Genomic DNA, 25,205 nt, shown 5'->3' on the forward strand with positions numbered 1-25,205 from the left:
CGGAGTAACATAATGGTCAATCGAAGAGAGCTACTAAAAGGTGCTCTTGTCGCTGGAAGTGCGGTAGCTTTAGGCGGCGGAGCAACAAAAGCAACAGCAAACTGGGGGATGGCAGAGCCTAAGCCAAATTTTGATGGCCGATTACTCGTCAATAAACCCCATGCTTACAAAGTACTTGAGCAGGCAGGTTTAGATGGCTTGATTGCAGTAAACCCTGTCAATGTGTTTTATTTTGGTAATCACCTTGGGTTCAATAGCAAAATGCAGCAGCGTAATGCCAGCTTTGCGGTATTTCCACGTGATAAGAATAAACCCAGTATTTTGGTGGTTGGCAGTGGTGATCTTTGGACTATCTCTCGGGCTAACCGTGAATACCCAAACATTATTCCTTATTCTGTTCCTGCTAACTGGCAAGATTTTGTTGGTCATGATGTTGCTGATGAAACACCTCAAGCTTACCCTGGTTTCTCAGAAATTTGGTCCCAAAATGCAGCAGGGTTCACATCCTTTGAAAAAAACCAAATAGCCTTTGAACAGCAATTCAAAAATGAATTCATGCCTACCCCAGAGCACGCACTAGTAAAAGCATTAAAAGAAGCGGGCCTAGAAAAAGGCAAAGTAGCAATTGACGATTTAAGTATTCGTTCGACACTCGCCAGAGCTGGCCACGACAGAACCACTCTAATAGAAAGTGACAATATTTTTAGAAAAATACGAGTAGTTAAGTCTGATGTAGAAATTGGCCACATGGGCGTTATTGCTAAAGCCAACCAAACTGCAGCCATGAATATGTTAGCCAGCTTAGATGTGGGTGCGAATGACTATGATATTGATCACCTATTTAGATTAGAAGCTGCAAAACAAGGCGCTATGTCTACTTGGCTAGTAGGAGGATCAGTTGGCGGTTTTCCAGATGGCGAACTACGTAAAAATGTTCCTTTCTTGATTGATGCTGTTAGTCAAATCAACTACTACCACGGAGATTTCGCACGTACCATTGTATTTGGTGAGCCCAGTAAAAAATTACTAGATAGAACAAAGTTACTAAACACTGCTTGGCATGCGGTATTAGATATTATGCGCCCTGGTGTGCGCTATAGTGAAATTGAAAAGGTGGCACGCAAAGCCATGGCGGGATCTGGAATTAGCGTGCCTCCCGTTGGTGTTATTCCTCACTCCGTAGGCTTACAGCATACAGATGAACCATACAGAGATAACCTTGCCTTTGTGGTAAAAGATGATTTAGTACTGCAAGAAAACATGACACTCACAGTTGATTTTCCTACCTTAGAAATAGGCTGGGGTAATTGCCACCTTGAAGATTTAGTGAGAATTACTAAAGATGGCGTTGAACCATTAGCCAAAATTGATAACCCACTTATTATTCTGTAATGGATCTTTAGAAGCAGCATAAATATTTTTTGTTATCTTTATGTTCAATCTATTTGCAGCAAATAAACTAATGATATACTATTATATCAAATATTATTGAAGACCTAATGGCCTTAATAATTATCTTAAGTTACGCATAGAATAAAATTTTCACCCTTGGAGAAATAATAATGCAAGACAAGTCAGACAAAACAGTTCCAAAAAGCAAGAACTCACGCCGTGACTTTATCCAAAAAGCAGGTTTGCTTATTGGTGGAGGAATGGCTGGAGCCAGTATTGGTCAAGCAATCGCTATGGGCAATAACACTGGTAAAGTTAATTGTGAAGATGTTGACTATTCAACACTCAAATATAATGACAACGAATGGAACCGTGATGCCTTTGCACGAATTATGGGTGACTTAGATTTTGGCAAACAAAAATTTGGTTGGTATAGAGGTACAGTAAAAGGCGTCATGCCTGGCCAGCCAATTAAAGACTTGTTTGGCTTTGAAGGGTTTTCTTATGCAAGACTAAAAGATAATGGCGATGGCACTTATCAAAAATTATTGCGGGAAGTGGGTTACTACACCGATTTAAAAACCGGCGAAGTGATGGACGAATACCATAATCCATACAACGATGAAAAAGTGAAAGTAGTGCATATTGCCAACGACCCTTTTAACCATGTTATTTCTGCGTTCTTCCCTCAGCCTCCTTCATACGGCGGCATCAATAAAGATAAAAAGCCACCCAAGATCCCATTTATTATGCCTTGGACAGAAGTAGGCAATAATAAAGTTATGCTTCAAAACAGCATTAACTTGTTCTACCCCAATGCGTTACAACCTGAAAAATGGCCTAGAGAGTCGTCAGGTAAAATGAATCAAGTATCAGAAATGTTTAACTATGTATTTGATAAAGAAGACTTGGCCAACCCAAATATCACAGGATTAGAGTTTTCTGGCTCTTGGAGCCGAATTACTCCTTGGCTACCTTGGATGTTAATGGGGCAAAGTGCTGGGCATATTACCTATGATTGTATTCAGGGTTGTTATAACAATACCGACATGATGTCTCCTAAAATACGCGCTTACGCTAAAAAGCATCATCCTGAATTCTTTAATGCTCCCACTGAGTGGGCAGAGCCTAGCTGGTCTAGTTTAGAGCACTATGCTCATGAACAAACACCTGCTCCGGTTAAAAAATAAAGATGGCTGCCGTTTCACAATTTGACTGCCATGGCCAAATTCGCTGCGGCACCATTTCAGTCTCGAGTTTAGAGAAGTCATTAACTCTGTATCGAGATTATTTAGACTTTCAGCCAATTGAACAAGGCAAACTTGATAAGCAATTAGCCTCATTATGGGGCTTACCTAAAATGACGGGGGCGGCCTATGTGGTGTTGCAAGCACCAAGTGGTGGTCCAAGTTTAATTAGGTTAATCGAAGTACCTGCAATAAAAGGCTTTGTGCCTGCTACAAGTTACGGCTGGAGTGCTTTTGAAATTACTGTTGCAGATGTTTTCAAGCTTGCAGAAAAGCTCGAGAACAGTGACTTTAAAATAGTAGGTCCACCTAAATTAGTAGATGGCTTTACTAGCTTTATCCCCATGCAGGTTTTTGGTCCAGACGGTGAAATACTATTTTTAAACCAAGTAAATCACTCTGATGAAGACGCTGATTTACCTCTGGCACAATGTAACGTCGATCAATTATTCATAGTGGTATTGGCTGCGTTAAACCGAGGCGCTGCAGTATTAGAATACGAGCACAGCTTAGCCTTAGACCAAGCAGCAACCCATCATCTTAGATATTCGCTAATTAATCGCGCATTCAACTTAGATATGGATACCAAACAGAGTATTACCATGATGCAAAAAGGGCGCTCGCCTTTTGCTCAGATAGACCAATACCCGCCTAATGCAGTTGTAAGACCATGTCATGATGGCTGGCTGCCACCGGGTAATTCAATGGTATCTGTATTGGTAGACAATATTGATGAGTTACCAATTGAAACTAAAATCATAGCAACCCCAGCTGCACCTCAAGGAACGATTTACCAAGGGCGTAAAACAGCGCTTATTCGTGGTGCGGTTTCTGAGTGTATCGAGTTGATACAAATAGCTTAAGTCTTATCTTTGGAGTGGATTTTGAAAACAAAAAAAACAGCATTTGATATACCGCCCCCTATTACAGCCGCTACAAATCACGGTGTGTATCCCGAATTAAATCATGACGAAAGAGCAAGAATGAATTTTTTGTCTGCCTGTTATCGTGTCGTGGCATCGACTATTGCGCCGGGCAATAAAAAAGCCTACGAGACCCAGGTGCTCCCCAAGTTCAAAGCAGAGCATAATCGTGAGCCAGAGTCTCGCCATGAAGTACGCAGCGCCATGAATCAAAATGCCTTTCACAATTGTTGGGGGGCAACACGACGAAACCTAATGGAAATACGCCAACAAACTGGCAGAGCCATTGTACTTAGGCAAGCAGAGGCCTTATCTAAACGAGCCGCCCTGCTAAACAAAGATTCTGACAATTTATCCTTAAATCCAAATCTGTCTATTCCACCCTATGTTGCCAATGTAGATCATCATTGCATGCCAGGCAGTTACTACACCGAGCTAGTAGAGGGCGATGTTATGCCAGCTGCCAATTATGATGCTGGTTTTTTTGTGACCACAGGTGGAACCATAGGTGGCTTGTGTGATGGTGCCGGTAAAGCAATAGCTAACTGGGTAAAGTCTGAAGCTAAAGGTTTTAGCCCTAAACGCATTCTAGATATTGGGGTAGCAGCAGGTCATAGCTTAGTGCCTATAGCCCAAGCTTTTCCTGATGCCGAAATCGTTGCCATAGATGTTTCCGCTCCTATGCTTAGATACGCCCACGCAAGGGCCAAATCTCTTGGCGTCAATAATATTAAATTTATCCAAATGTCAGGTGAGGATATGTCAAAGCTTTCTGACCAAAGCTTTGACTGGGTACAAACCAGTATTTTTCTCCATGAATTATCGGCCAGATCCTTGCCTAAAATTCTAAAAGAAGCCTACAGAGTACTTAAACCTGGGGGCTTAACCTTGCACCTTGAGCAGCCCCAATATGAAGAGTCTATGCCATTGTTTGAACAATTCATGCGAGATTGGGATGCATACAATAACAACGAACCATTCTGGACAGCCATGCACGCTATCGATATGAAGCAAGCCTTAGTTGACTCCGGGCTACAGGCCGAAAACCTGTTTCATGCCGCCATGCGCGGCGTTATAGACACTAAGTTATTTGCAGAGTCTCGCCTAGGTGAAGAAGAAGACTACGGACGCTCAGCTGCTTGGCATGCTTACGGAGCTTGGAAGGAATAATCATGAAAAAAGAAACTGAACAAGCTGCATTTGACCCTGCTAGCATCACGCAAATGGCCAATGCAAAAGCCCAAGGCAAACGCCCTGAGTATTTCGCAGACCCTATGGTGGAGCAAAACTTTTCTATCACCATGGCTTTAGTTGCCGAGCTAGCCGTAGCCAGAGAGCGAATAGACACATTAGAAAGAATTCTAGTGAGCAAAGGTTTGCTGGATGAAAATGATATAGACAATTACAAACCAGATGCCCAGACAGGCCAAGCCAGACAACAGGCTCAAGTGGAATATAGTGCAAGAGTGTTAAGACCTTTGCAGCAAGCCGTTGAAGCTATGTCATCAAATCAATTGAACATGAATGAAATGGCAGACCAACTTGGAGATCCCGATCTTGGATGAATTAAATAATCGGGTTCAACATCTAGAGCTAGTAGAACAACTGGTTGATTTTGTTGTAAACCAAGACTTTGACAGCTTACCCGCTGCAGCGGTAGAAGCCGCCGAGATTTTTTTAATGGACACTATAGCCGTTGGTATAGCTGGCACCACCTATGATGCCACCGACAAAGCCCTAAAAGCAGCACAAAGCTGGGGAGAAAACGGCAATGTACGTGTAGTTGGGCGACCTGAGATAAAACTGTCACGAACCTCAGCGGCCTTTGTAAATGGCATACAAACACACGCTTTAGAGTGGGATGGGTTACATGAGCCATCCGTGGTGATTGCTTTATGTGCTCCTGTTAGTGCCATGATGGCAGAAATTGATACCCAAAAAATTAGCGGTAAAGCGCTAATAACCGCACTCGTTATCGCGGTAGAAGTAGCAGTATTCTTTGGTGGAGACTCAACCGCCAGCCCACGTTTTTTTAGACCATCAGCGGCAGGGGTAATGGGTGCCACTATGGCTATGGCCCACTTACGTAAGTTCGATAAAAACCAAACCATGCACGCCCTTGGGCTTGCTTATAGCCAAACATCAGGAACCATGCAAGCGCACTGGGAAGGCTCGATGGCACTACCTATGCAAATTGGTGTGGCTGCCCGAACTGCCCATATGTCTGTAGATATGGTCGCGGCAGGAATGACAGGGCCGGTGGATATCATTGGTGGACGCTTTGGGTATTTTCAGTTATTTGAAACCGGTGGCGATGTGCAAAGCTTACTTAATGCACTAGGTAAACCTTATAAAATGACTGAAATGGCACATAAGCCCTATCCAGCTGGTCGCGCCACTCAAGCTACACTTACTATGATCCGCGATATCCAACAAGAGCATAGCTTTAGTGTCGCCGATATTAAGCAAATAGATATTTATATTCCGCCTTTAGTGTTGTTGCTAGTAGGGCGACCTCCAAATGCAGATATGACACCTTCATATGCACGGCTATGTTTACGTTTTGTGGCACCGTTACTGTTAATAGATGGAGACATAGACCCAAGACGTTACTCTGCCGAAGCCTTTACTGACGAAGCCATTGTAGAGCTTGGCAAGAAAATAAACCTGCTCCACGATGGCAATCCAGACAAAAACGCCCTTGGGCCGCAACGCATGGAACTGCTGTTAACCAATGGTACGGTTTTACATGCTAGTTGTACTGATCCATTAGGCTCTCCTGAAAACCCTCTGTCTAAAGTCCAGCGAGAAGACAAAGTTAAACGATGTTTTTCATTAGGGTTACCCAATATGGATGCCGACTCATATATTCAAACTTGTCAGCAACTAGCGAACCTAAACGACTGTAGCGTGTTACTCGACCATGTATCTGGTTTGTAACCACGCCTACAGCAATAAAATTAACGAGAAGTAAATGAAATTAGATAGAGAAAAACTTATTGCCATGTCAGTGGACTATTTCGAAGGCTGTAACGAACATAACCTAGAAAAGTCTTTGGGTGTGTTATCTGATGACTGCTTAATGTGGTTCCCCGCGGCACCTTTTAGATACACAGGTAAAGTCGCCTTAGACATCCACCTAAAAGATGTTTTTAAAACCTTTAAAACGATTTATTTTCGTGATTATAAACATGTAGTTGACGAAGTTTCTCAATCAATAGTGACCTACTTTAATGTGACGTTAACCCCTTATGAAGGTGACATCATTAACATGAAAAATTGCAATATTTTTCATGGGGATGAAGAAGGTAAATTCAAAGAAGTCATTATTTACAACAGCGGTGCATTAAGTGCCGGTTTTCATGAAGGCAGCGAATAAACGCCTGCCAATCGTCTCTTCCTTTATCCTTAAAAAAGGTAATTTCAATGATCAAACTTGTGGTGTTATTTAATTTAAAAAAAGGTGTTGAAGCAGATGTCTATCAACACTGGGCTAAGACAACAGACCTTCCTACCGTTAATTCACTCGAATCTGTAAACAGCTTTGAAGTTTTAAAATGCTCGAATCTATTAGGCAGTGACTTACCTTCACCCTATGAATACGTCGAGATAATTGAACTAGCAGATAAGGATTTGTTTTTTAAAGAAGTATCAACAAATACCATGAAAAACATTGCTGATGAATTTCAAACCTTTGCTGACAACCCAATGTTTATTGTTAGCGAAACACTTTAGGGGGCAGGTATGTCAGTTTACAAAGAATTAAACCGAAAAGTAGCAGTTATCACAGGCGCAGGTCGTCATAAAGGCTTAGGTGAAGCCATGGCGAAGCGTTTAGCTTCAGAAGGCGTCAAAGTAGTGATCACTGATATTGGTAAAGCAAGTGGTAGCCATATGCCTGAAAACGCTATTGGCAGCCAAAGCGAAATGCAACAAATAGTAGATGAAATACGAGAAGCAGGAGGCGAGGCAGCTTGTTTTGCTTGCAACATGCTTGAAGCGAGTGAAGTTGAAGCGGCAGCGCAATTCGCCGTAGACACCTTTGGTAGCTTAGATATTTGGGTCAACAATGCAGGTATAGGATACATAATGAATCCTATAGTAGATATGCCCGATGAAGATTGGGATGCGGTACTAGGGGTAAATTTACGAGGTGTATTTTTAGGCATTAAGTACGCAGCAAGGGTGATGCTGAAACATAATATTAAAGGCAAAATTATTAATATCGGAAGTCAGGCATCTAAGTCAGCCTTTGCCCATGCTAGTGCGTATACCACCTCTAAGCATGGTGTGGTGGGGTTAACCCGAGTCGCAGCCATGGAGCTAGGTGAGCACGGCATTAACGTAAATACCATTTGCCCTAACCATGTTACTACCGGACTAGGCGCTTGGCAGAATAGTCACTTTTCAGATGTAACTGGCAAAGGTTACGAAAAATACATGGCTGATATGCGTGCACGTATTCCAATGGGACGCCCAGGACTACAAGAAGACATAGCCAAAGCCTGTGCATTCTTATGCTCCAACGAAGCCAGTTATATTACAGGCGAGTGCATGAATGTGTCTGGCGGTGAAGAGTATCATTAAGCGTAAGCGCTAAAACTAATTAGCCACAAGAAGCCGTTAAATATGAATGATTTTGTCTTTCAAACTGTAGCAGATATTAGATTTGCAAATGGGGCTTTAACCTCAATACCCAACTTATTACAGGATAAGTTTGCCAGCAAATCAGTACTGATAGTGACAGACCAAGGGCTGTGTAAACTTGGTTTAATCGATAAGCTTATTAAGCTACTCGAAGAAGCCGATATTACAGTCAGCCTTTTTAATAGTGTCACAGCAGATCCACCAGAAGAGGTGATTTTAGCGGCGGCTCAAGCAGCGCAAGATATTGACCTGGTCATAGGGATTGGTGGTGGCAGTTCCATGGATGCTGCAAAGCTGGCAGCTGTTTTAGCCATGAATGAGCAGCCATTAAATGCCATGTTTGGGGTGGATATGGTTAAAAGTAGTCGTAAGCCTTTGGTACTTATCCCTACTACAGCGGGAACAGGATCTGAAGTAACACCAATTTCCATTGTTACCACAGGCCAATCAACCAAAGCAGGTGTGGTATCAGCCTGTTTATACCCAGATGTTGCAGTACTTGACCCTAGTCTACTGCTTGGTTTACCTGCGCATATCACCGCAGAAACAGGTATAGATGCCATGGTTCATGCCATTGAAGCCTATACCAGTAAAATTAAGAAAAACCCGCTGTCTGATAACTTAGCAACAAAAGCCTTAAGCTTACTTGCCAAGCATTTGCCAGGTGCCTACCGTGATGGTAAAGATATCCAGCACAGAGGGGGCACTATGTTAGGGGCTATGCTAGCAGGCCAAGCTTTTGCCAATGCGCCAGTGGGTGCAGTACATGCATTAGCTTATCCATTAGGGGGGATTTACCACCTTGCCCATGGCCTCACAAATGCACTGATGCTACCCCATGTATTACGCTTTAATTTAGACCACACCTATCAAGAATATGCTGAACTAGCAGACGTTTTACTACCCAAATGCAGTGGAACCGCTGAAGCAAAGGCGCAACGTTTTGTAGATTACATGTGTGAGTTTCAAGAGGGCTTAGGTTTACCTAAAGGTCTAAGAGAAGTGGGAATAGCCGAATCTGATTTAATGCACCTAGCAGAGCAAGCTATGCTACAAACCCGCCTTTTGCAAAACAACCCCAAGGTTTTAACGCTACAAGACGCGCACAATATTTATCAGCAGGCTTGGTGAAACACAATCTTCACTAGGCTTTGGTCACTCTAATATCTAGCCTAATTTGGTATCTATAGTTGTCCTATCTTAAATAGTTCTAATATTTAAGTTCAATGTCGCCCACATAAATTTAAGGTAAGCCCAATATTTATAAGACCTACCCTAATAGCGGCTTACTTAGACTCTTGATTTAACCCCATAACACCATAGGTTTTTCCACCAAGCCTAGCACCGTAAAACAATAGCCAATAGGCGACCATAGAAACCAAAAGCCCGAGTAAGGATGGGAATATCCAAGTTAACCCTGGAATTGCTAAGCCTTGACTTGCGGCATAACCGACACCAGCTCCAATTAAGTAAGCGATAGCTGCAATAGGGTTCCATTTAGCTAAACGGGGTAAATCATCTGCCTTGTATTGACGTTTGTTAATAAGGTAAAAATCAATAATAACTGGGCCAATAAGGGGCGGAACTAAACTAGCAAGTAAACCAATCCAGTCTAGAAAATACTGATACACACCTAAACCTAAGATTGTACCTAGCAAACCACATACTAAGGTCATTAGCTTTTGAGGTTTACGAAATACACTAGAAGTTTGCACCACAGGCAAATACAAATTGGTATCTCCCGTTGTCCACAAGGCTAAGCTCATGGCAATTAGGGCTATTCCCCCACTGATATAACCTTGTTGAAGCATGTAGGTTGTAAATTCGTAAGTGTCTGATGCGATCCCTCCCATAGAGCCTATGATTTGTAAAAACCACTGGGAAATAATCAACACCACAAATGGAATGGCCAAGGCTACCCAAGCTTTCTTCGCAAAGCGAGTGTACTCAGCCATAACAATAGCCCCAACTATCCATGAGCCCACAACAAGATTTATTGCTTCAGTCATAGTAATGGGCGCTAACGCCGCTTTTTGTGCTGACATAGCAATAAAGTTATCCCAGCCACCTACCTTGTCTACATTTAACCAAGTGGCATAAATACCAACAAGGATAAGTAATATAACCGAGGGCATACTCACTTTTTCTAACGCAGACACACCTAAATAAGTGGTAGCTGTATATAGTAAACCTGCAAAAATCGCAACGGCATAAAAAGTTGGACTATCAAAGGATTGAGCCCATGTAAAACCAAAGGCTCCCACCACTATGCCTTGCCAACCAATTGTCAGTAAAGCAATGCATAAGATGGGGATGTAAGCCCCTAGGTTGCCATAGGTAAATCGATACAAAAGACCGCTGTTACAAGCAGTCTTATATCCTATATATCCCACCAAGGCACCAATGACAAAGTTCATGAAATTACCGGCAAAAGAGGCAATTAATAAATCAGGGTAAAAGGACATGCCTTTACCTAATGCTCCTCCAGTTAATAAGCCAGTAACCAAAAAGCCCCAACCAAACGCTAACGATAGTAACGGCAGAGCATCACGGCGTTGCTCGTCACTAAGCGGGCTATGGGGATTATCGGCATTAGATGTGATCTCTTTTTCGTCGACTATCCACCAAGATGACTTTTTAAAATCCATGACTCTCTCCTCTGGTTTACCCTAAGTTCAGCCGTTAGCTAAACAATATGGCCTTCATGATTTTCTAGATACCAGTTTGCGATTTCTTCACGAGTGGCAAACCAAACGCCTTGTTGTGATTTTGCAAAGTTCAAAAATTCACGAATAGCAGGCATACGATAGGCGCGTCCGGCTACATGTGGATGTAAGCCTAAGTTCATCATGCGGCCACTTCCTGACTCCTCAGACTCACTCAATAATTCAGTTAGCTCACATTTTAAAATGTCTACAAACTCATCATTGGTATGAGAGCGTCTTGTCATCAGGGTAAAGTCGTTGATTTCATTTGAATAAGGTATAGAAACAATCGGCCCCTTGTTGGTATCAACCATATAGGGTTGGTCATCGTTCATTAGGTCGCAGTAAAATTTAAGGCCTTTTTCAGCGATGATTTCGCAGGTATTTAAGGTGCCTCGTAAAGAGGATGACAACCAACCTAGTGCGGGTTTACCCATGCAAAGTTCATATACGTCTAAGGTTGCCTTGATAACTTCGCGCTCTTTTTCAGGGTCGTGGGCATAATTTGTTAACAGCTCACCTTGTTCATAGTTATGGGCGAGTAACTCCCAGTTGTTCTTTTTCACCACATCTATTATTTCTGGCAACTCTAAGGCTGTCTTGGCATTCATGGTACAACTCAGTGGTACTCCCATTTTTTCGAAGCAATTAAACAAACGCCAAATGCCTACGCGCTGTCCGTATTCACGCCAAGTAAAGTTTGGAAAATCGGGTACATTACCTGGCATTGAGTCAGGTAAAATGGCTGGTCCACCAGCATAATATGGCTTTTCTGTATCTTTAATCAGATCCCAATATTCAAGGTTTGCAGTAATGATTAATGCCACTTTTGCATTGTTTGGCCACTTTAGTTGACCACGAGAAGGAAGTGAGGAAAAAGCGTAATTCATAAAGGTTCCAAGCTAGTTGTTTAGCTTTTTTATACATGATTTAGCAAGCCCAATCTTAAGGTATAGCAAGATTGCATAGCCTTGATTGATATTTGCATGAGCTTCCAATCCTTAGGCTCATTACACTGAAGTTGTCTTTAGTTAGAGGAATCAATCATGCAGCTCACACTCAACCCAGTAAAACCCAATGTAGAAGCAACCCGAAAATTTTTATCCAGTAAAGATAAAAAAATGTTGTTGAACAATGAATGGGTAGATGCCCAAAAAGGCGGTGTAATCGAAACCCATGACCCAGCTTCGGGTAGTTTATTGGCAATTATTCCTCAAGGAACCCAAGCAGATGTTGATGCAGCTGTAGCCTCAGCAAAAACAACGTTTGAGCAAGGCACATGGCGAAATATGTTGCCTGCAGAAAGAGCTAAAATACTATGGCGTATTGGTGAGCTTATTGATGCCAATATTGATGAACTGGCTGAACTTGAGACCTTAGACCAAGGTAAGCCCCTTGGAGTGGCTAGATGGGCTGAAATTCCTGGTGCTGCAGAACAGTTTCGCTATTTTGCAGGTATGTGCAGTAAGCTAGAAAGCAAGGTCATACCTTCTTCAATTGGCTATCAACCGCCCGGTAAACGTGTTCACTCTTATACATTATCTGAGCCTGTAGGGGTTGTGGCCGCTATCACCCCATGGAATAGCCCCTTAATATTAACGGCTATGAAGCTAGCTCCTGCTTTATGCGTAGGTTGTAGCGTGGTGTTAAAACCAGCAGAAGACACCTCACTAACGGCGTTACGTTTAGGTGAGTTATGTATCGAAGCTGGGTTACCTGCAGGCGCCTTAAACATAGTAACAGGCTACGGGCAGGTTGTAGGGCAAGCTTTGGCTGAACATAATGATGTCGCTAAAATTAGTTTTACAGGCTCCACGCAAACTGGTCGCAAGATTCTAGATGCAGCCAAAGGCAATCTAAAACGGGTGACCTTAGAGCTAGGCGGCAAATCTCCTATGATAGTGTTAGACGATGCTGACCTTGAACTCGCTATTCCTGGAGTGGCTAACGCTGCATTTTTCAATGGCGGCCAAGTATGTGTAGCGGGCACCCGTTTATATGTACAAGAAGGCATAGCTGATAAGTTATATGCCGGTATTGCTGAATACGCCAAAGGGTTAACTTTAGGCCATGGTTTAGATCCAGCAACCCAAATGGGCCCCCTAGTTAACCCCTTACAAGCGGCCAAAGTCTACGACTATATTCAAAGTGGTTTAGCAGATGGCGCAAAACTACTAACCGGTGGTGGCTTAGGTGGACCTCACTCCACTTTTGTAGAGCCCACCATACTCACCCAGTGCCATAACAACATGAAAGTGGTGCGAGAAGAAGTCTTTGGCCCAGTGCTTAGTAGTATGACCTTTAAAACAAGTGATGAAGCGCTAGCACTTGCCAACGATACTGATTATGGCCTAGCTGCAAGTGTATGGACCCAAAGTTTAAGTCATGCACATCGTTTTGCTAGCGATATTGAAGCCGGCACAGTGTGGATTAATTCCCATTTAATGTTTGACCCATCTTTACCTATTGGTGGTTATAAGCAATCGGGTTGGGGGAGAGAAAGTGGTATGGATGCGGTGTTAAATTATGTAGAAACTAAAACAGTCTGCGCAGTATTGTAGGCAGACTGTTTGCAACCTTACTAGTTGGCTACCGCTCGGTGGCCAACTCTTCAATGACTTTATCAAACCTGTCTTTAGTATCTCTGGCTGCTAACTCAGCAGACTCTTGTGTCATAACACTAAATAAGGTCGCCATAAAATTCTGACGTCTAGTTTCACGGCTTTCCAAAACATCTTGTGATGGCGTGTAGCCTTCAATATCTGCAGCCTGAATATTGTCTTTTTGCGCCAAAAGCTGCTCGACTGTGTCTAACCTGTCACGAGTTGCGCTTAGTTCTTGGGCGAGTACCATAACCATGTGCATTAGGTGATCCATGCCTTGAGTATCATAGATTTTAGGGCGCTTGCCTTTAATAATTTTGTTGTTCATAAAATGTTCCTACTGAATAAGTTAACTAATCACACTACTTCTGGCCTACTAATACTTCCCAACCACCACCTGGCGCATATTCACCAGCGGTGAATTCACGGTCGGCTAAGTCTTCGGCCATTTCTTCTGAATATGACTCTGCAGCGGCCGCTATTTCCATGATGGCCATAGGCGCGTTATCAAATTTGACCTTATCTTTTGCAAACCCTGCTTCTATGGCTAAAGCAATTTGGTCTGTATTGCGCATGGCAGTCCAAAACGGTTCGTTGTTGAACCAAGTTTCGTTATCCAAAATTAACTGTGTGTAGGCATCCATCTCATCAAAGGGAGGGAGGTCTGCATGGATCATTAAACCGCCGTCTTTTAACAAGCGATGACATTCTTGAAATATCTTGGGCATGGCACTTTTAGAGGTTTCATGAAGCAATATATGAGACACAATTAAATCAAAACTACCATCTTCATAATCCGTAGCCTCGGCATTGGCTTGTTTGAAATGAATAGGCACGCCCATTCCTTCAGCGCGATGGTGCCCGTAAGTAACACAAGCCTCAGAAACGTCTATTGCATGTACTTCTGCATCGGGGAAAAACTCTGCATAAGGTAAAGTTGAATGACCAACAGTACAGCCCATATCTAAAATACGCTTAGGCTTAAAGTCAGGGTTATTTCGAGTAATGTAATTACAAACAGAACGTCCCATATCATCATTGTTAGGCCCCATATAGCCCATGGCGTATAAGTAAACCCCGCGGTCATATAAGGCACCGGCATGCAATGGGCTAGCCCCTTTTGGGCCACAATAGCCACCGGGCATACAATGAATATCTAATTCAGATATATATTTAGGTACTGTAAATTGCTCTGGGATCTGCAAACTTCCACCAGCGGCAGGAAGTTTTTTTGCAGTTTGTTCTAAGGATTCAACTGTGTCATCTAAGGCATCGATAACACTAAACCACTGTAATTCTTGGCTAATACGATTAACACTCAGATAAGCTTTAAATATTGGGTCGTCTTGAAAGGCTTCCCTTGCTTGGCGGTAATCTTTAGGGGGGTGCTGATGTTTTTTGGTGTAGGCATTGACCGCCCTAGTGTTATAGGTACTTTGTACTGATGGCAGTAAACCTTGTTGAATATGCTGTTTGAGGCTTTTAACAAACTCTTGTCGAGCCCGCTGGTCGTGGTTGCTTTGCACCAACATTGGGTGCTCGCTTTGTTGAAAAGTATTTAACATATGCGCGCTCATCATGGTCCTCTTGCGGTTTATAGGAGCAGGTATGCTTCCTTTGTTAATAGGCTCAAAACCTACCTAACACCATAATGACATAATTATATATCATTAAGCAATTATCGTGTTATATTCTTCCTACATAAGGGGGGAAACATGAATATTCGACAGTTAAAGCAATTTATCTCAATTGCCGAAACCGGCAATATAAGTCGCTCGGCTAAACTACAAAATATTAGCCAACCAGCGCTAACCCGTAGTATTCAAAACCTTGAGAATGAGTTCGGTGTTGAACTTATCGATCGTAAGGCCGTTGGTGTGTGTTTAACCGCTTATGGTGAGCACCTGCTTGATTATGCTCGCAGCATGGTTAACGACGCCTGCAGAGTTAAACGGGAAATAACCGCTATGCACTCTGGTGAGCGTGGCACCCTTTCTATTGGTGTGGGGCCGGTATTTAGTGCTGGTTTTTTAGCGTCAACATTAGATAGGCTGTTAGCCAAAGGCCCCCGTGTAGAGGTAAGGCTAGTTGAAGGCTTTGTAGAGAATTTGTGTGAAGATCTACGTGGCGGCAAGCTTGATGCTGTGCTTAGCTTGTTTCCTACCAGCTTTGACACCAGTGACTTATCCTTCAGTGGCTTATGCGAGGTAGAGTCTGTATTAGCTGCAAGCTCTAAACATAACCTCGCCAGCACTAATAATGTATCTCGAAAACAACTTGCTTCATGTAATTGGGTAATCGCAGACCAAAAGTCAGTAGCTAATCTTTATCATGAGTTTTTAGATAGTGTAGACAACCCAGCTAAAGTTCATCACGTACGGGCAAATTCAATGCGCTTGATTAAAAACCTAGTACAGGAGTCTAATTACCTCACAATTTTACCCAGAATACTCATTGAGAATGAGTTAGCCCAAGGCAGTATGGTGGTAATTGACGGACCAATGAAACCTTGGGTATCTATTGGTGGCATTGCAAGTCGCGCCTCTGGCTTTCGCCCCACTGTGTTAAACGACTTTATTGGTATTATAAAAGAAGAGTTTAGCTTTACCCGAGACAGACTCGACCTGGCTAAATCGAGTATTACCATAAAGGTATAAGGCAATAAGCAGCGAGATCACAGGTCGACCTCGCTGTAGTTTTACTTATAAACTTTGAAGATATTGCAAAATAGCTTGTTCGTTTACCACATCTGCATATTTGGCATTCATATCGAATAAATTGGCTTTGTGGGGTTCTTCATGTCGATCACCACAGGCTTCTTCTACTACAATTGGAATAAAACCATGGGAGCAAGCATCTAAACAAGTTGCACGGACACAACCGCTGGTGGTGAGTCCAGTTATGATAGCTGTATCGATTCCAGCTGCAGTAAGTGTTGAAGCTAACGAAGTCCCAAAAAATGCACTAGGGTATTGCTTAGAAATCACTAACTCGTCTTCTGAGGGCTGCATCCCCTGAGCCCAAGCTCCCATAGGAGAGCCTTCAATAAAATAGCGCAAGGGTTTGGCTTTCTCATAAAACCTGCCGCCATTAATAGCTGATTTATGGTACACAACATTAGTATATACCACGAGAACACCTGCCTTTCGTGCCGCCTCTCTAACCCTTAATGCAGAGGCTAAAGCGTCTTCAACATCGGCATATAAATCACAGGATTTATCAAAATAAGCTTCTACAAAGTCCACTAAAATCAGCGCCGGTTTTTTACCAAAGCCTATTTTATTGTCGTAAACATTCGCGTAATTTTCTTCTGCTTGTACTGTCATGCATTGCTCCCCGTTTTCATTTTATTAGGCTAAGTCTTTCCATAACCAAGGTTGAGTTTGTTGTTGCTGTGTTTCAAACAGCCCTATATCCGCTACATCATTTTTAAGCTGTAAGCCTATTTCATCTAAGCCTTTAATCAGCATTTCTTGATGTTGTTCTGCTATGTCAAAGTTAATGAGTACTTGATCCATGACTTTGATTTGCTTGCTCTGTAAATCTATATCAAATGACTTTTGTGCCTTTGCCGCTGCAAATAAAGATGCATGTTCGCTAGCAGAAACTGTGATAGGTAAAATCTGATTATTAATACAGTTAGAGTAAAAGATCTCACCAAAGCTTTTGGCGATAACACAGCGTATTCCAAAGTCATCTAGTGCCCAAACCGCCTGCTCTCGGCTAGATCCACAACCAAAGTTTTCACCGGCTAGCAGAATTTCAGCCCCTTTAAACTCTGGCTGATCGAGAACATAAGTAGGGACATCATTACCAAAGCGTTTGTCATAAAATAAACAGTCACCGGCTCCTTTTTTATCAATTCTTAGTAAAAATCGCCCCGGATAAATCACGTCTGTATCGACATTATCTTCATCTAAAGGAAAGGCTTTGCTCGTTAATTGTAAAAAACTCATTGTAATGTCCTTACGTCTGTTATCTCTCCTGTAATGGCTGCAGCTGCTGCCATAGCTGGACTCATTAAATGGGTGCGACCACCTACGCCTTGTCTGCCTTCAAAATTGCGGTTTGAAGTAGAAGCGCAGCGCTCTTGAGGTAGTAAACGGTCGTTATTCATGGCAACACATAAAGAACAACCTGGGGTGCGCCATTCAAGTCCCGCTTGGGTAAAGATTGTATCTAGGCCTTCTTTTTCGGCTTGTAGTTGAACTTGCCCCGAACCAGGTACCACTATTGCCACTACATCTTTCGCTACTTTGCGACCCGTTACTAAAGAAGCGGCGATTCGTAAATCTTCAATTCTGCTATTGGTACATGAGCCAATAAATACCTTGTCGATTTTAGTACCTGCAATCGTGTCCCCTGACTGGACTTGCATATAAGCTTTTGCTTTCTCCCAACTGCTCTTTTTAGCTTGATTGTCTGGTGAATTAGGATCAGGAACACAGGCCGAGATTGGGATCACATGCTCAGGGCTGGTTCCCCATGTCACCATAGGTTCAAGCTGACTAATATCTATTTCAACCTCTCGGTCAAATTTAGCCCCTTGATCACTTGGAAGCTGACGCCAATACTCCACAGCCTTTTGCCAATCATCACCTTTAGGTGCATACGGAGTTTCTTTTAAATAATTAAATGTGGTGTCGTCTGGCGCGACAAGTCCTACTCTGGCCCCTGCTTCTATTGTCATATTGCACAAGGTCATTCGGCCTTCCATAGACAAGGCACTAATTTGCTCCCCGGCGTATTCAATGGCATACCCAGTACCACCAGAGGCTCCTATAGTCCCTAGCACAGCTAAAGCAAGGTCTTTAGCACTGCACAATGCTGGCATGCGCCCCACAAAATTAATACGCATAGTCTTTGCCTTGGTTTGTTTTAAACATTGGGTGGCAAATACTTTTTCACACTCACTGGCTCCAATACCAAATGCCAAGCTTCCAAAGGCACCATGGGTCGCGGTATGTGAATCACCACAAACAAGTGTTGTACCCGGTAGCGTGAAACCTAGCTCTGGGCCTGAAACATGCACTATTCCTTGCCTTATATCGTCTACAGGGAAATAAGTAATCCCCTCGTAAGCTGTGTTATCTACTAAGGCTTGAATTTGGATCTGCGCTTCGGGGTCAGCAATAAAGTGCTTATTCTTGGTGGGTAGCACGTGATCTACCATGGCTAAGGTTTTCTTTGGTTGGCGAACACCAATACCACGACTTTTTAATGAACTAAAAGCCACTGGGCTACTGACTTCTTGTACTAGGTGACGATCAATGTAAAGCAAGCAACGCCCTTGGTCATACTGCTTAACAATATGACTATTCCAGAGTTTTTCGTACAGCGTAATGGGTTTCACATCTACTCCTTATATTTAAAAAATTGTCATTTATTGGATTTAAATAACCGTCTTTTTTGCAGCAACTTAGCAGCGTGACAACAGATCCACAGGTCAGAAATCAAATACTAGTAGCACAGCAATAAACTTTATGTATAATGACATAACATTATACCTTTATATTGATTGAAGTATAGCCCTTAAAACCATTGAGTATTGCAAAGCAAAGTTTTAAGGGGACAGTCAGTTAACCAGTTGAGCAAGTGTTGATGAGTAAAAATATAACGATTAAAGAAAAAATTGAGTCAGGTGTATTTTTTAGTGTGCCAGGTATTCAAGATATGATTACTGCTGTTATCGCCAAATCCGTAGGGTTTGATGCTGTGTATGCATCAGGCTATTGGATGGGGGCTTCGGCCTATGGTGTGCCTGATGTTGGCATTACTACTTACACTCAAATGGTTGACCGCGTCTCAACACTGGTTAAAACCATGCAGGGTACAGCAGCGGTTATTGCCGATGCAGACACAGGTTATGGCGGCTTGCTTAATATGCGAGAAACCGTTCGAGGCTACGAAGCCGCCGGTGTTCAAGTTATCCAAATTGAAGACCAAGAATTTCCTAAAAAATGTGGTCATACCCGTAATAAAAGGGTGGTACCTATCGATGTTATGGTCAAAAAGATTCAAGTTGCTAAAGAAGCAGCCAGCAATCCCAATACCCTTATTGCCGCCCGTACTGATGCCCGCCAAGGGGAAGGATTTGAAGGCGCGTTAAAACGCATGCAGGCCTATGCCGATGCCGGCGCAGATATTCTTTTTCCTGAAGCCTTAGAAAGCGAAGCTGAAATGCGTCAAATGTGCAGTGCAATTGACACCCCCATGATGGTGAATATGGCCGATGGTGGTAACACTCCCATTCTTCCCGCTGCCTTACTTGAAGACATAGGTTTTGCCTTCGCTATTTTCCCTGCAGCCACTTCTTTAGTCGCTGCAGAAGCTGCAAGACAAATGTTAACTCAAATCAAACAAACAGGATCGAGTGCACAAACTGATGTGCCTATGTACGACTTTCAAGAGTTTTGTCGACTGATTGGTTTTGAGGAAGTGTGGGACTTTGAAAGCCGCTGGATAGAAGACTAAAGGTTTTGGATTGGAGTGACTCATGTCGAAGATTCAGTCTATCCACCACCTTAATTTTGTTGTTCGAGAGCTTGAGCCACAAATTGACTATTTTCGACGCTTGCTACAGACGGAGCCTGTCATTGAAGAGTTACCCCTTAGGCAAGTGAAAACCGCCCGATTCAACTTATCGGGAGTTTGGATTGTATTAGTACAACCTTTGTCCACTGAAGGAGAAGTGGCAGAAATTTTATCAACACATGGAGAGGGACTATTTCTGTTATCTCTCGGCGTTGAATCTTTAGAGCAATCAATGGAGATGCTGTCTCAAAAAGGTATCCACGCCAAGCCAAAAGGAAAAAGACCAGGGTTAGATAATTGGATAGTACAAGACTTAGATTGTCCTCAGGGTTTGGGGCCAGTTTTGCAGTTATGTCAGCTTAACTTTTAAATAAAAACTATAAATATGGGAGCTAAAATATGCCTAACATACGCAAAAAATCTATCGCATTAAGTGTCCTTTTTGCACTTAATGGTGGCGGCATAGCCACTATGGGACAAGCAATCGCGCAAGATGTAAGTAATGAAGATTATGAAATCATCAGTATTTCTCGAAAACGCCCAGAAAGCTTGCAAGAAGTGCCCATTGCCGTTACCGCCTTGTCAGAAAAAGTCATAGAAAGTGCTGGTATAGAAAGACCCGGAGATGCCATTGCACTGATACCAAATGTCACTATGGTTGATGCATCAAATGTGGGAGATACTCAAGTTACCATCAGAGGGATTGTATCGACACGTGATGCTGAATCTACCTTTGCCTATGTAGTTGATGGCGTACTCATTACCAACCCTAATGGCTTTAATGAAGAGTTATTAGATGTCTCTCAAATTGAAGTATTAAAAGGCCCTCAAGGTGCTTTATACGGCAGAAATGCTGTAGCTGGGGCGATTCTCGTAACCACAAAAATGCCCGATGACGAATTTGAAGGGCGGGTCAAAGTTGGCTTAGGTAACAATGACACGACTAAAATAAATGCAGTATTAAGTGGCGCATTTAGCGACACAGTTCGCGGAAGACTCACCGCTAGCGTTAACTCAACAGACGGGTTTTATCGAAACATTTACACCCAAACCGACGACTCTATTGATTACCTAGACGACAAAACAATAAAAGGCCGGCTGATATGGGATGCCAGTGACATCCTTACTCTAGATTTTCGCGCGGCCTTGAGCCAAGCAGAGAGTGGTGCAATTAACTACAACGCCGTATTTGCTTTGCCTTCTTTTGAAACTGCATTTAACCAGCCAGCTTATTTTGCTGATGTAAATGAACATGATTTCACCTTTGCATTCAACGTACCGGGTATAAACGAGCAAGACACAACAGAGTTTTCTCTTAAAGCCGATTTAGATCTAGATGGCGTTGATATGACAGCAGTATTTGCATACAACGACTTAGAAGAGACTCTTTTATCAGACGGTACCAGCGCTTCTTTTTACGGCTACGAATTAACACCTCAATGCCAAGCAGACAGAGCAAGTTTAAACAATACGCCTACAGCACTTGGTGGTGCTGATCGTACTGACTTATTTGGTGAGTTTTTTGCACCCTTTGGTGTGTTTCCACCAGGAGTAGAGTTTGCAGGTGTGTATGGCCCTTACACTCCTTTGTCTTGTGATGGATACCAGTATCAAGAGCGCAGCCAATCAGATTTTAGTGGGGAAGTGCGTTTTACATCTGATGATACCAGCGCTGATTTACAGTGGATAGCTGGCTTATACTTTGCCGAAATTGAGCGCGATGTCGTAGTTGCTTATGGCGCAGACACTGGTGAAGGTTTCTTACAACAAGCATATGTGCCCCCAACAGGCCCTAATCCAACAGACTTATTGTTTGATGATACCTTTGACACCTCAGTATTCTCGGTATTTGGGCAAGTTGAATATGACTTAAGTGAACAGTGGGAATTAGCAGTTGCTCTTCGTTATGACTATGAAGATAGAGATGTTAGTAATAATGTTCCTAATGTAACCGCATCAGGTCTAAACCTAAATACTATTGTCGATGGTGTGGTTGGGCCAATTAACCCTGCTTTTAACACTAACCCTGACGGTATTCCCGACAGAAATCGCTCATTTAGTCATTGGCAACCTAAAGTCACCTTGGGATACGCTGCCTCTGACAATCTAAATTGGTACGCCAGTTACGGGGTGGGCTTTAGAAGTGGTGGCTTTAACTCAATAGGCACCCAAGCCACCTTAGACTTCTGGTTTAATGCCACTGGTGATGGCTCTCCCGGTGACTCTGTCGATGCTCAGCTTTTAGTGGACGATGAATACGATAAAGAAGTCACCACTAGTATTGAGTTGGGGTTCAAATCCAACCTTGTTGATAACACAGTTAAGCTAAACGGCTCGATTTTCTCAACCAAAGTAGAAGATAACCAATTTTTCGAATTCTTCGCTGGCCCATTTGGCCTACTTAGGGCGGTCACCACAATTGATGAGCTACAAATTCAAGGTGCTGAACTAGATATCAGTGCTCAGGTGACAGATGATTTATTGTTGTTTGCTGGCATAGGCCTGATAGACAGCGAGATAAAAGAAAACAAAAATCGCCCCCTTAGCGTTGGCAATCAAGCCCCTCAAGCTGCAGACCAAACCTTTACTCTTGGCGCTAGCTGGGATTACTCCCTCACCCAAGACATCTTCATGACCACCCGTATTGATTGGCAATATGTGGGTGAAACCTATTTCCACACACTACAAGGCAAAGAAGACACTCCCACCATTTGGGATTACTTCGGGACTTTAGGTGGTGGCGTGCCCGCAGGACCCCATTCGGTTGATTTTTCACAAGCCAAACGGGATCCGTACAGCACACTCAACTTGAGAGTGAGCTTTGATGCTGAATCATGGAATTTAGCCCTTTGGACTAAAAATCTAACGGATGAACAGTATTTACAAGAGGTGATCCCCGCTCCTGAATTTGGAGGGTCATTTATTCATCCCTCTGCAGGTAAAGCTTACGGGGTTGATTTCACTTATCGGTTTTAACTTATAGGGGGACCCTTTCCCCTATTTTTATTGGAGTAGTTCACAGTGACGAACAAACCTTTAACAGGTATACGCATTCTTGATTTGACACATATGTTGTCAGGTCCTTACGCCGGAATGATTTTAGCCGACCTAGGTGCTGAGACCATTAAAGTTGAACCCTTAAAAGGGGAAGGAACGCGCAAGCTCTTAGCGAACGATCCTGAAAACTCAGTAAATGGCATGGGTGCATATTTCATTACACTTAACCGCAATAAACAAAGTGTGTGTATAGATCTTAAATCACCTGAAGGCCTTGAAGTTTTTTATGACTTAGTCAAAAAATCTGATGTTGTGCTTAACAACTTTGGTGCCGGTGTGCCTAGTCGTTTAAAGATTGACTATGAAAGCCTAAAACAGATTAATCCCAAAATCATTACTTGCTCGATTACAGGTTTTGGCAGCTCTGGGCCCGGATTTAAAAGACCAGCCTTTGACCAAGTCGCTCAAGCAATGGGCGGAGGTATGTCAATTACAGGCGTTAATGCCGAACAAAAAGTACGAGCGGGTATTCCTATTGGTGACTTAGGGGGCGGTATGTTTGCCGTAATGGGGGTCCAAGCAGCTTTACTCGAGCGTGAAAGAAGCGGTATGGGTCAAGACGTAGATATATCTATGTTGGACTGCCAAATTTCTATGTTGAATTACATGGCTACTATGCATTTTATTTCTGGCACAGATCCGTTTCCAATTGGTAATTCGCACTTTGTACACGTGCCCTATAACACTTTTACAACTTCTGATGGTGAGATTGTTATCGCCGTTATCACAGACAATTTCTGGCAAAACCTAAAGCAGGTTTTACAAGTTGAAAGTCTGGATAAACCAGAATACGACACTCAGCCTGGCCGTTGGAAAGACCAAGATTTCATTAACTCAACCTTAAATAAGGTTTTGTCTACCAATACTTCAAAGCACTGGCTAACCCAATTAGAACAGGCCCGCATTCCATGTGCTCCGGTAAACAGTCTTTCTCAAGCCTTAAGTGATAGCCAAGTACTTCACCGCAATATGGTGGTGGAACTGTCTGATCCTGAAGGCCACAAAACTAAAGGCCCAGGTAATCCAATTAAGCTATCAAGAAGCGATGATGAAACCTTTACTGCGGCCCCCTCTTTAGGGCAACAAACAAGCTCAGTTTTAGAAAGCTTACTTGGGATGGATGAAGAGCAGATTGCCAAGCTTAAGGACGCCGGGGTGATAAGTTGAATAATCAAATAATCATCAATGATGTGGGTCCGCGAGATGGACTGCAAAACCAGCCCAAAGTGTTAACGGTTGAGCAACGCTTAAGCTTAATTAACGCTCTTATGGAAGCCAAACTTCCAGAGATAGAGGTTGGGGCGTTTGTGTCACCTAAAGCCGTACCAGCTATGGCTGGTACCGCAGATTTGTTCGCAGCCTTACCCAATACATCAACTGTGCTATCAGCCCTCATTCCAAATATGAAAGGGTTTGAATTAGCCATGGCAGCTAATGTTCCAGTTTCATCTTTAGTTGTGGCTACATCTAACACTATGAATCTGAAAAACATTGGTATGTCTACTGAGGCTAGCGTCGACGTAAGCCGCCAAGTTCTAGCTGTTGCTAAACAAAACTCGGCAAATGTACAGGCATATGTTGCCACAGCATGGGGATGTCCCTTTGAGGGCGCAGTAGACCCAGAAAATGTATTTCGGGTAACCGAGCAGCTATTCGAAGCTGGCGCATCGAATATTGTTATTGCAGACACCATAGGTGCGGCAAACCCATTGGCAGTGCATCAACTAATGGTAGGGCTAGCAAGTCGTTTTGATAGCGAAAAACTATCTTGCCATTTTCATGACACCCGAGCTATGGGCTTAGCCAATGTTTACGCAGCTGTTGAGGCGGGAATAAGAAAATTTGATGCCTCCATTGCTGGTTTAGGAGGGTGCCCGTTTGCCCCTGGCGCCAGTGGCAATGTTGCAACCGAAGACGTGGTGATGATGGTAGAGCAAATGGGATTTTCTACCGGCATAGACATGCCACTGTTAATCAAAGCCGCTGATTTAGCTATTGCCTTAACAGGCACAGCAACAGGTGGCAAAGCCAAACCTTGGATTGAAAATCATTATATTAATTAACCGGTACCTAAATGTGACCGAATGTAGGAGTGAA

24 protein-coding genes are annotated in these 25,205 nt (G+C 43.0%); 17 read left to right on the forward strand and 7 right to left on the reverse strand.

Going from position 1 to position 25,205, the window contains the following annotated elements; all coding sequences use genetic code 11:
* The first annotated feature begins 12 nt into the window (after positions 1 to 12).
* The 10 genes from ACMUMK_RS17330 to ACMUMK_RS17375 all read left to right on the forward strand — a co-directional run bounded on the left by ACMUMK_RS17330 (position 13) and on the right by ACMUMK_RS17375 (position 9,340).
* Complete coding sequence (locus tag ACMUMK_RS17330) at positions 13 to 1,392, forward strand: M24 family metallopeptidase (protein WP_414702414.1); 1,380 nt, start codon at positions 13 to 15, stop codon at positions 1,390 to 1,392.
* A gap of 170 nt (positions 1,393 to 1,562) precedes the next feature.
* The gene (locus ACMUMK_RS17335; protein WP_414702415.1) at positions 1,563 to 2,582 is read left to right on the forward strand and encodes a DUF1838 family protein; all 1,020 of its coding nucleotides are present in this window, start codon (positions 1,563 to 1,565) and stop codon (positions 2,580 to 2,582) included.
* A 2-nt stretch (positions 2,583 to 2,584) separates the two neighbouring features.
* Positions 2,585 to 3,502, forward strand: a complete 918-nt coding sequence (locus ACMUMK_RS17340; RefSeq protein ID WP_414702416.1) for a VOC family protein — start codon at positions 2,585 to 2,587, stop codon at positions 3,500 to 3,502.
* A gap of 21 nt (positions 3,503 to 3,523) precedes the next feature.
* Entirely contained in the window at positions 3,524 to 4,732 is a 1,209-nt protein-coding gene (locus ACMUMK_RS17345) for a class I SAM-dependent methyltransferase (protein ID WP_414702417.1), read from the forward strand.
* A gap of 2 nt (positions 4,733 to 4,734) precedes the next feature.
* Positions 4,735 to 5,127, forward strand: coding sequence for a hypothetical protein (locus tag ACMUMK_RS17350; protein WP_414702418.1), 393 nt, complete (start codon positions 4,735 to 4,737; stop codon positions 5,125 to 5,127).
* A complete protein-coding gene (locus tag ACMUMK_RS17355) occupies positions 5,120 to 6,502 on the forward strand; it encodes an MmgE/PrpD family protein (protein ID WP_414702419.1) in 1,383 nt (460 codons plus the stop codon). The genes ACMUMK_RS17350 and ACMUMK_RS17355 overlap by 8 nt, the downstream gene beginning before the upstream one ends.
* Positions 6,503 to 6,536: 34 nt before the next feature.
* Entirely contained in the window at positions 6,537 to 6,941 is a 405-nt protein-coding gene (locus ACMUMK_RS17360) for a nuclear transport factor 2 family protein (protein ID WP_414702420.1), read from the forward strand.
* A 47-nt stretch (positions 6,942 to 6,988) separates the two neighbouring features.
* Positions 6,989 to 7,297: an REDY-like protein HapK gene (locus ACMUMK_RS17365; RefSeq protein WP_414702421.1), complete on the forward strand. Its 309-nt coding sequence runs from the start codon at positions 6,989 to 6,991 to the stop codon at positions 7,295 to 7,297.
* Positions 7,298 to 7,306: 9 nt separating this feature from the next.
* Positions 7,307 to 8,149: an SDR family NAD(P)-dependent oxidoreductase gene (locus tag ACMUMK_RS17370; RefSeq protein WP_414702422.1), complete on the forward strand. Its 843-nt coding sequence runs from the start codon at positions 7,307 to 7,309 to the stop codon at positions 8,147 to 8,149.
* 42 nt (positions 8,150 to 8,191) lie between these two features.
* Positions 8,192 to 9,340, forward strand: coding sequence for an iron-containing alcohol dehydrogenase (locus ACMUMK_RS17375; protein ID WP_414702423.1), 1,149 nt, complete (start codon positions 8,192 to 8,194; stop codon positions 9,338 to 9,340).
* Positions 9,341 to 9,495: 155 nt separating this feature from the next.
* On the opposite strand, the gene ACMUMK_RS17380 is transcribed toward ACMUMK_RS17375, so the two are convergent.
* Entirely contained in the window at positions 9,496 to 10,857 is a 1,362-nt protein-coding gene (locus ACMUMK_RS17380) for a cytosine permease (protein ID WP_414702424.1), read from the reverse strand.
* Between the two features lie 38 nt (positions 10,858 to 10,895).
* Positions 10,896 to 11,804 carry a hypothetical protein gene (locus ACMUMK_RS17385; RefSeq protein ID WP_414702425.1) on the reverse strand — a complete coding sequence of 303 codons (909 nt, stop codon included), beginning with the start codon at positions 11,802 to 11,804 and terminating at the stop codon, positions 10,896 to 10,898.
* A 156-nt stretch (positions 11,805 to 11,960) separates the two neighbouring features.
* Between ACMUMK_RS17385 and ACMUMK_RS17390 the strand changes: the two genes are divergently transcribed.
* On the forward strand, positions 11,961 to 13,475 hold the full coding sequence (locus ACMUMK_RS17390; RefSeq protein ID WP_414702426.1) for an aldehyde dehydrogenase family protein: 1,515 nt from the start codon (positions 11,961 to 11,963) through the stop codon (positions 13,473 to 13,475).
* Positions 13,476 to 13,503: 28 nt separating this feature from the next.
* Here ACMUMK_RS17390 and ACMUMK_RS17395 read toward each other — a convergent pair whose 3' ends face one another.
* A complete protein-coding gene (locus ACMUMK_RS17395; RefSeq protein WP_414702427.1) occupies positions 13,504 to 13,845 on the reverse strand; it encodes a hypothetical protein in 342 nt (113 codons plus the stop codon).
* Between the two features lie 34 nt (positions 13,846 to 13,879).
* Positions 13,880 to 15,082, reverse strand: a complete 1,203-nt coding sequence (locus ACMUMK_RS17400) for a class I SAM-dependent methyltransferase (RefSeq protein WP_414702428.1) — start codon at positions 15,080 to 15,082, stop codon at positions 13,880 to 13,882.
* Positions 15,083 to 15,232: 150 nt separating this feature from the next.
* Here ACMUMK_RS17400 and ACMUMK_RS17405 point away from each other — a divergent pair, with 150 nt between their 5' ends.
* The gene (locus tag ACMUMK_RS17405) at positions 15,233 to 16,174 is read left to right on the forward strand and encodes a LysR family transcriptional regulator (RefSeq protein WP_414702429.1); all 942 of its coding nucleotides are present in this window, start codon (positions 15,233 to 15,235) and stop codon (positions 16,172 to 16,174) included.
* A gap of 45 nt (positions 16,175 to 16,219) precedes the next feature.
* On the opposite strand, the gene ACMUMK_RS17410 is transcribed toward ACMUMK_RS17405, so the two are convergent.
* The 3 genes from ACMUMK_RS17410 to leuC are packed head-to-tail and all read right to left on the reverse strand — an operon-like array spanning position 16,220 to position 18,870.
* Positions 16,220 to 16,843, reverse strand: a complete 624-nt coding sequence (locus tag ACMUMK_RS17410; RefSeq protein ID WP_414702430.1) for an isochorismatase family protein — start codon at positions 16,841 to 16,843, stop codon at positions 16,220 to 16,222.
* 24 nt (positions 16,844 to 16,867) lie between these two features.
* A complete protein-coding gene (gene leuD / locus ACMUMK_RS17415; protein ID WP_414702431.1) occupies positions 16,868 to 17,473 on the reverse strand; it encodes a 3-isopropylmalate dehydratase small subunit in 606 nt (201 codons plus the stop codon).
* Positions 17,470 to 18,870 carry a 3-isopropylmalate dehydratase large subunit gene (gene leuC, locus ACMUMK_RS17420; protein WP_414702432.1) on the reverse strand — a complete coding sequence of 467 codons (1,401 nt, stop codon included), beginning with the start codon at positions 18,868 to 18,870 and terminating at the stop codon, positions 17,470 to 17,472. The genes leuD and leuC overlap by 4 nt, the downstream gene beginning before the upstream one ends.
* 248 nt (positions 18,871 to 19,118) lie before the next feature.
* Here leuC and ACMUMK_RS17425 point away from each other — a divergent pair, with 248 nt between their 5' ends.
* From ACMUMK_RS17425 to ACMUMK_RS17445, 5 genes are read left to right on the forward strand one after another with little or no spacing between them, the layout of a single operon-like run.
* Complete coding sequence (locus ACMUMK_RS17425; RefSeq protein WP_414702433.1) at positions 19,119 to 19,991, forward strand: isocitrate lyase/PEP mutase family protein; 873 nt, start codon at positions 19,119 to 19,121, stop codon at positions 19,989 to 19,991.
* A gap of 22 nt (positions 19,992 to 20,013) precedes the next feature.
* Complete coding sequence (locus ACMUMK_RS17430) at positions 20,014 to 20,421, forward strand: VOC family protein (RefSeq protein ID WP_414702434.1); 408 nt, start codon at positions 20,014 to 20,016, stop codon at positions 20,419 to 20,421.
* Between the two features lie 29 nt (positions 20,422 to 20,450).
* On the forward strand, positions 20,451 to 23,027 hold the full coding sequence (locus tag ACMUMK_RS17435; protein ID WP_414702435.1) for a TonB-dependent receptor: 2,577 nt from the start codon (positions 20,451 to 20,453) through the stop codon (positions 23,025 to 23,027).
* Between the two features lie 45 nt (positions 23,028 to 23,072).
* Positions 23,073 to 24,275: a CaiB/BaiF CoA transferase family protein gene (locus ACMUMK_RS17440; protein ID WP_414702436.1), complete on the forward strand. Its 1,203-nt coding sequence runs from the start codon at positions 23,073 to 23,075 to the stop codon at positions 24,273 to 24,275.
* Positions 24,272 to 25,171 (forward strand): hydroxymethylglutaryl-CoA lyase, encoded by a 900-nt coding sequence (locus ACMUMK_RS17445; RefSeq protein ID WP_414702437.1) that lies wholly within the window; start codon positions 24,272 to 24,274, stop codon positions 25,169 to 25,171. Before ACMUMK_RS17440 ends, ACMUMK_RS17445 begins: the two co-directional genes overlap by 4 nt.
* Positions 25,172 to 25,205: the final 34 nt, after the last annotated feature.

The organism is Paraglaciecola sp. 2405UD69-4 (assembly GCF_047525415.1).
Taxonomy (GTDB): domain Bacteria; phylum Pseudomonadota; class Gammaproteobacteria; order Enterobacterales; family Alteromonadaceae; genus Paraglaciecola.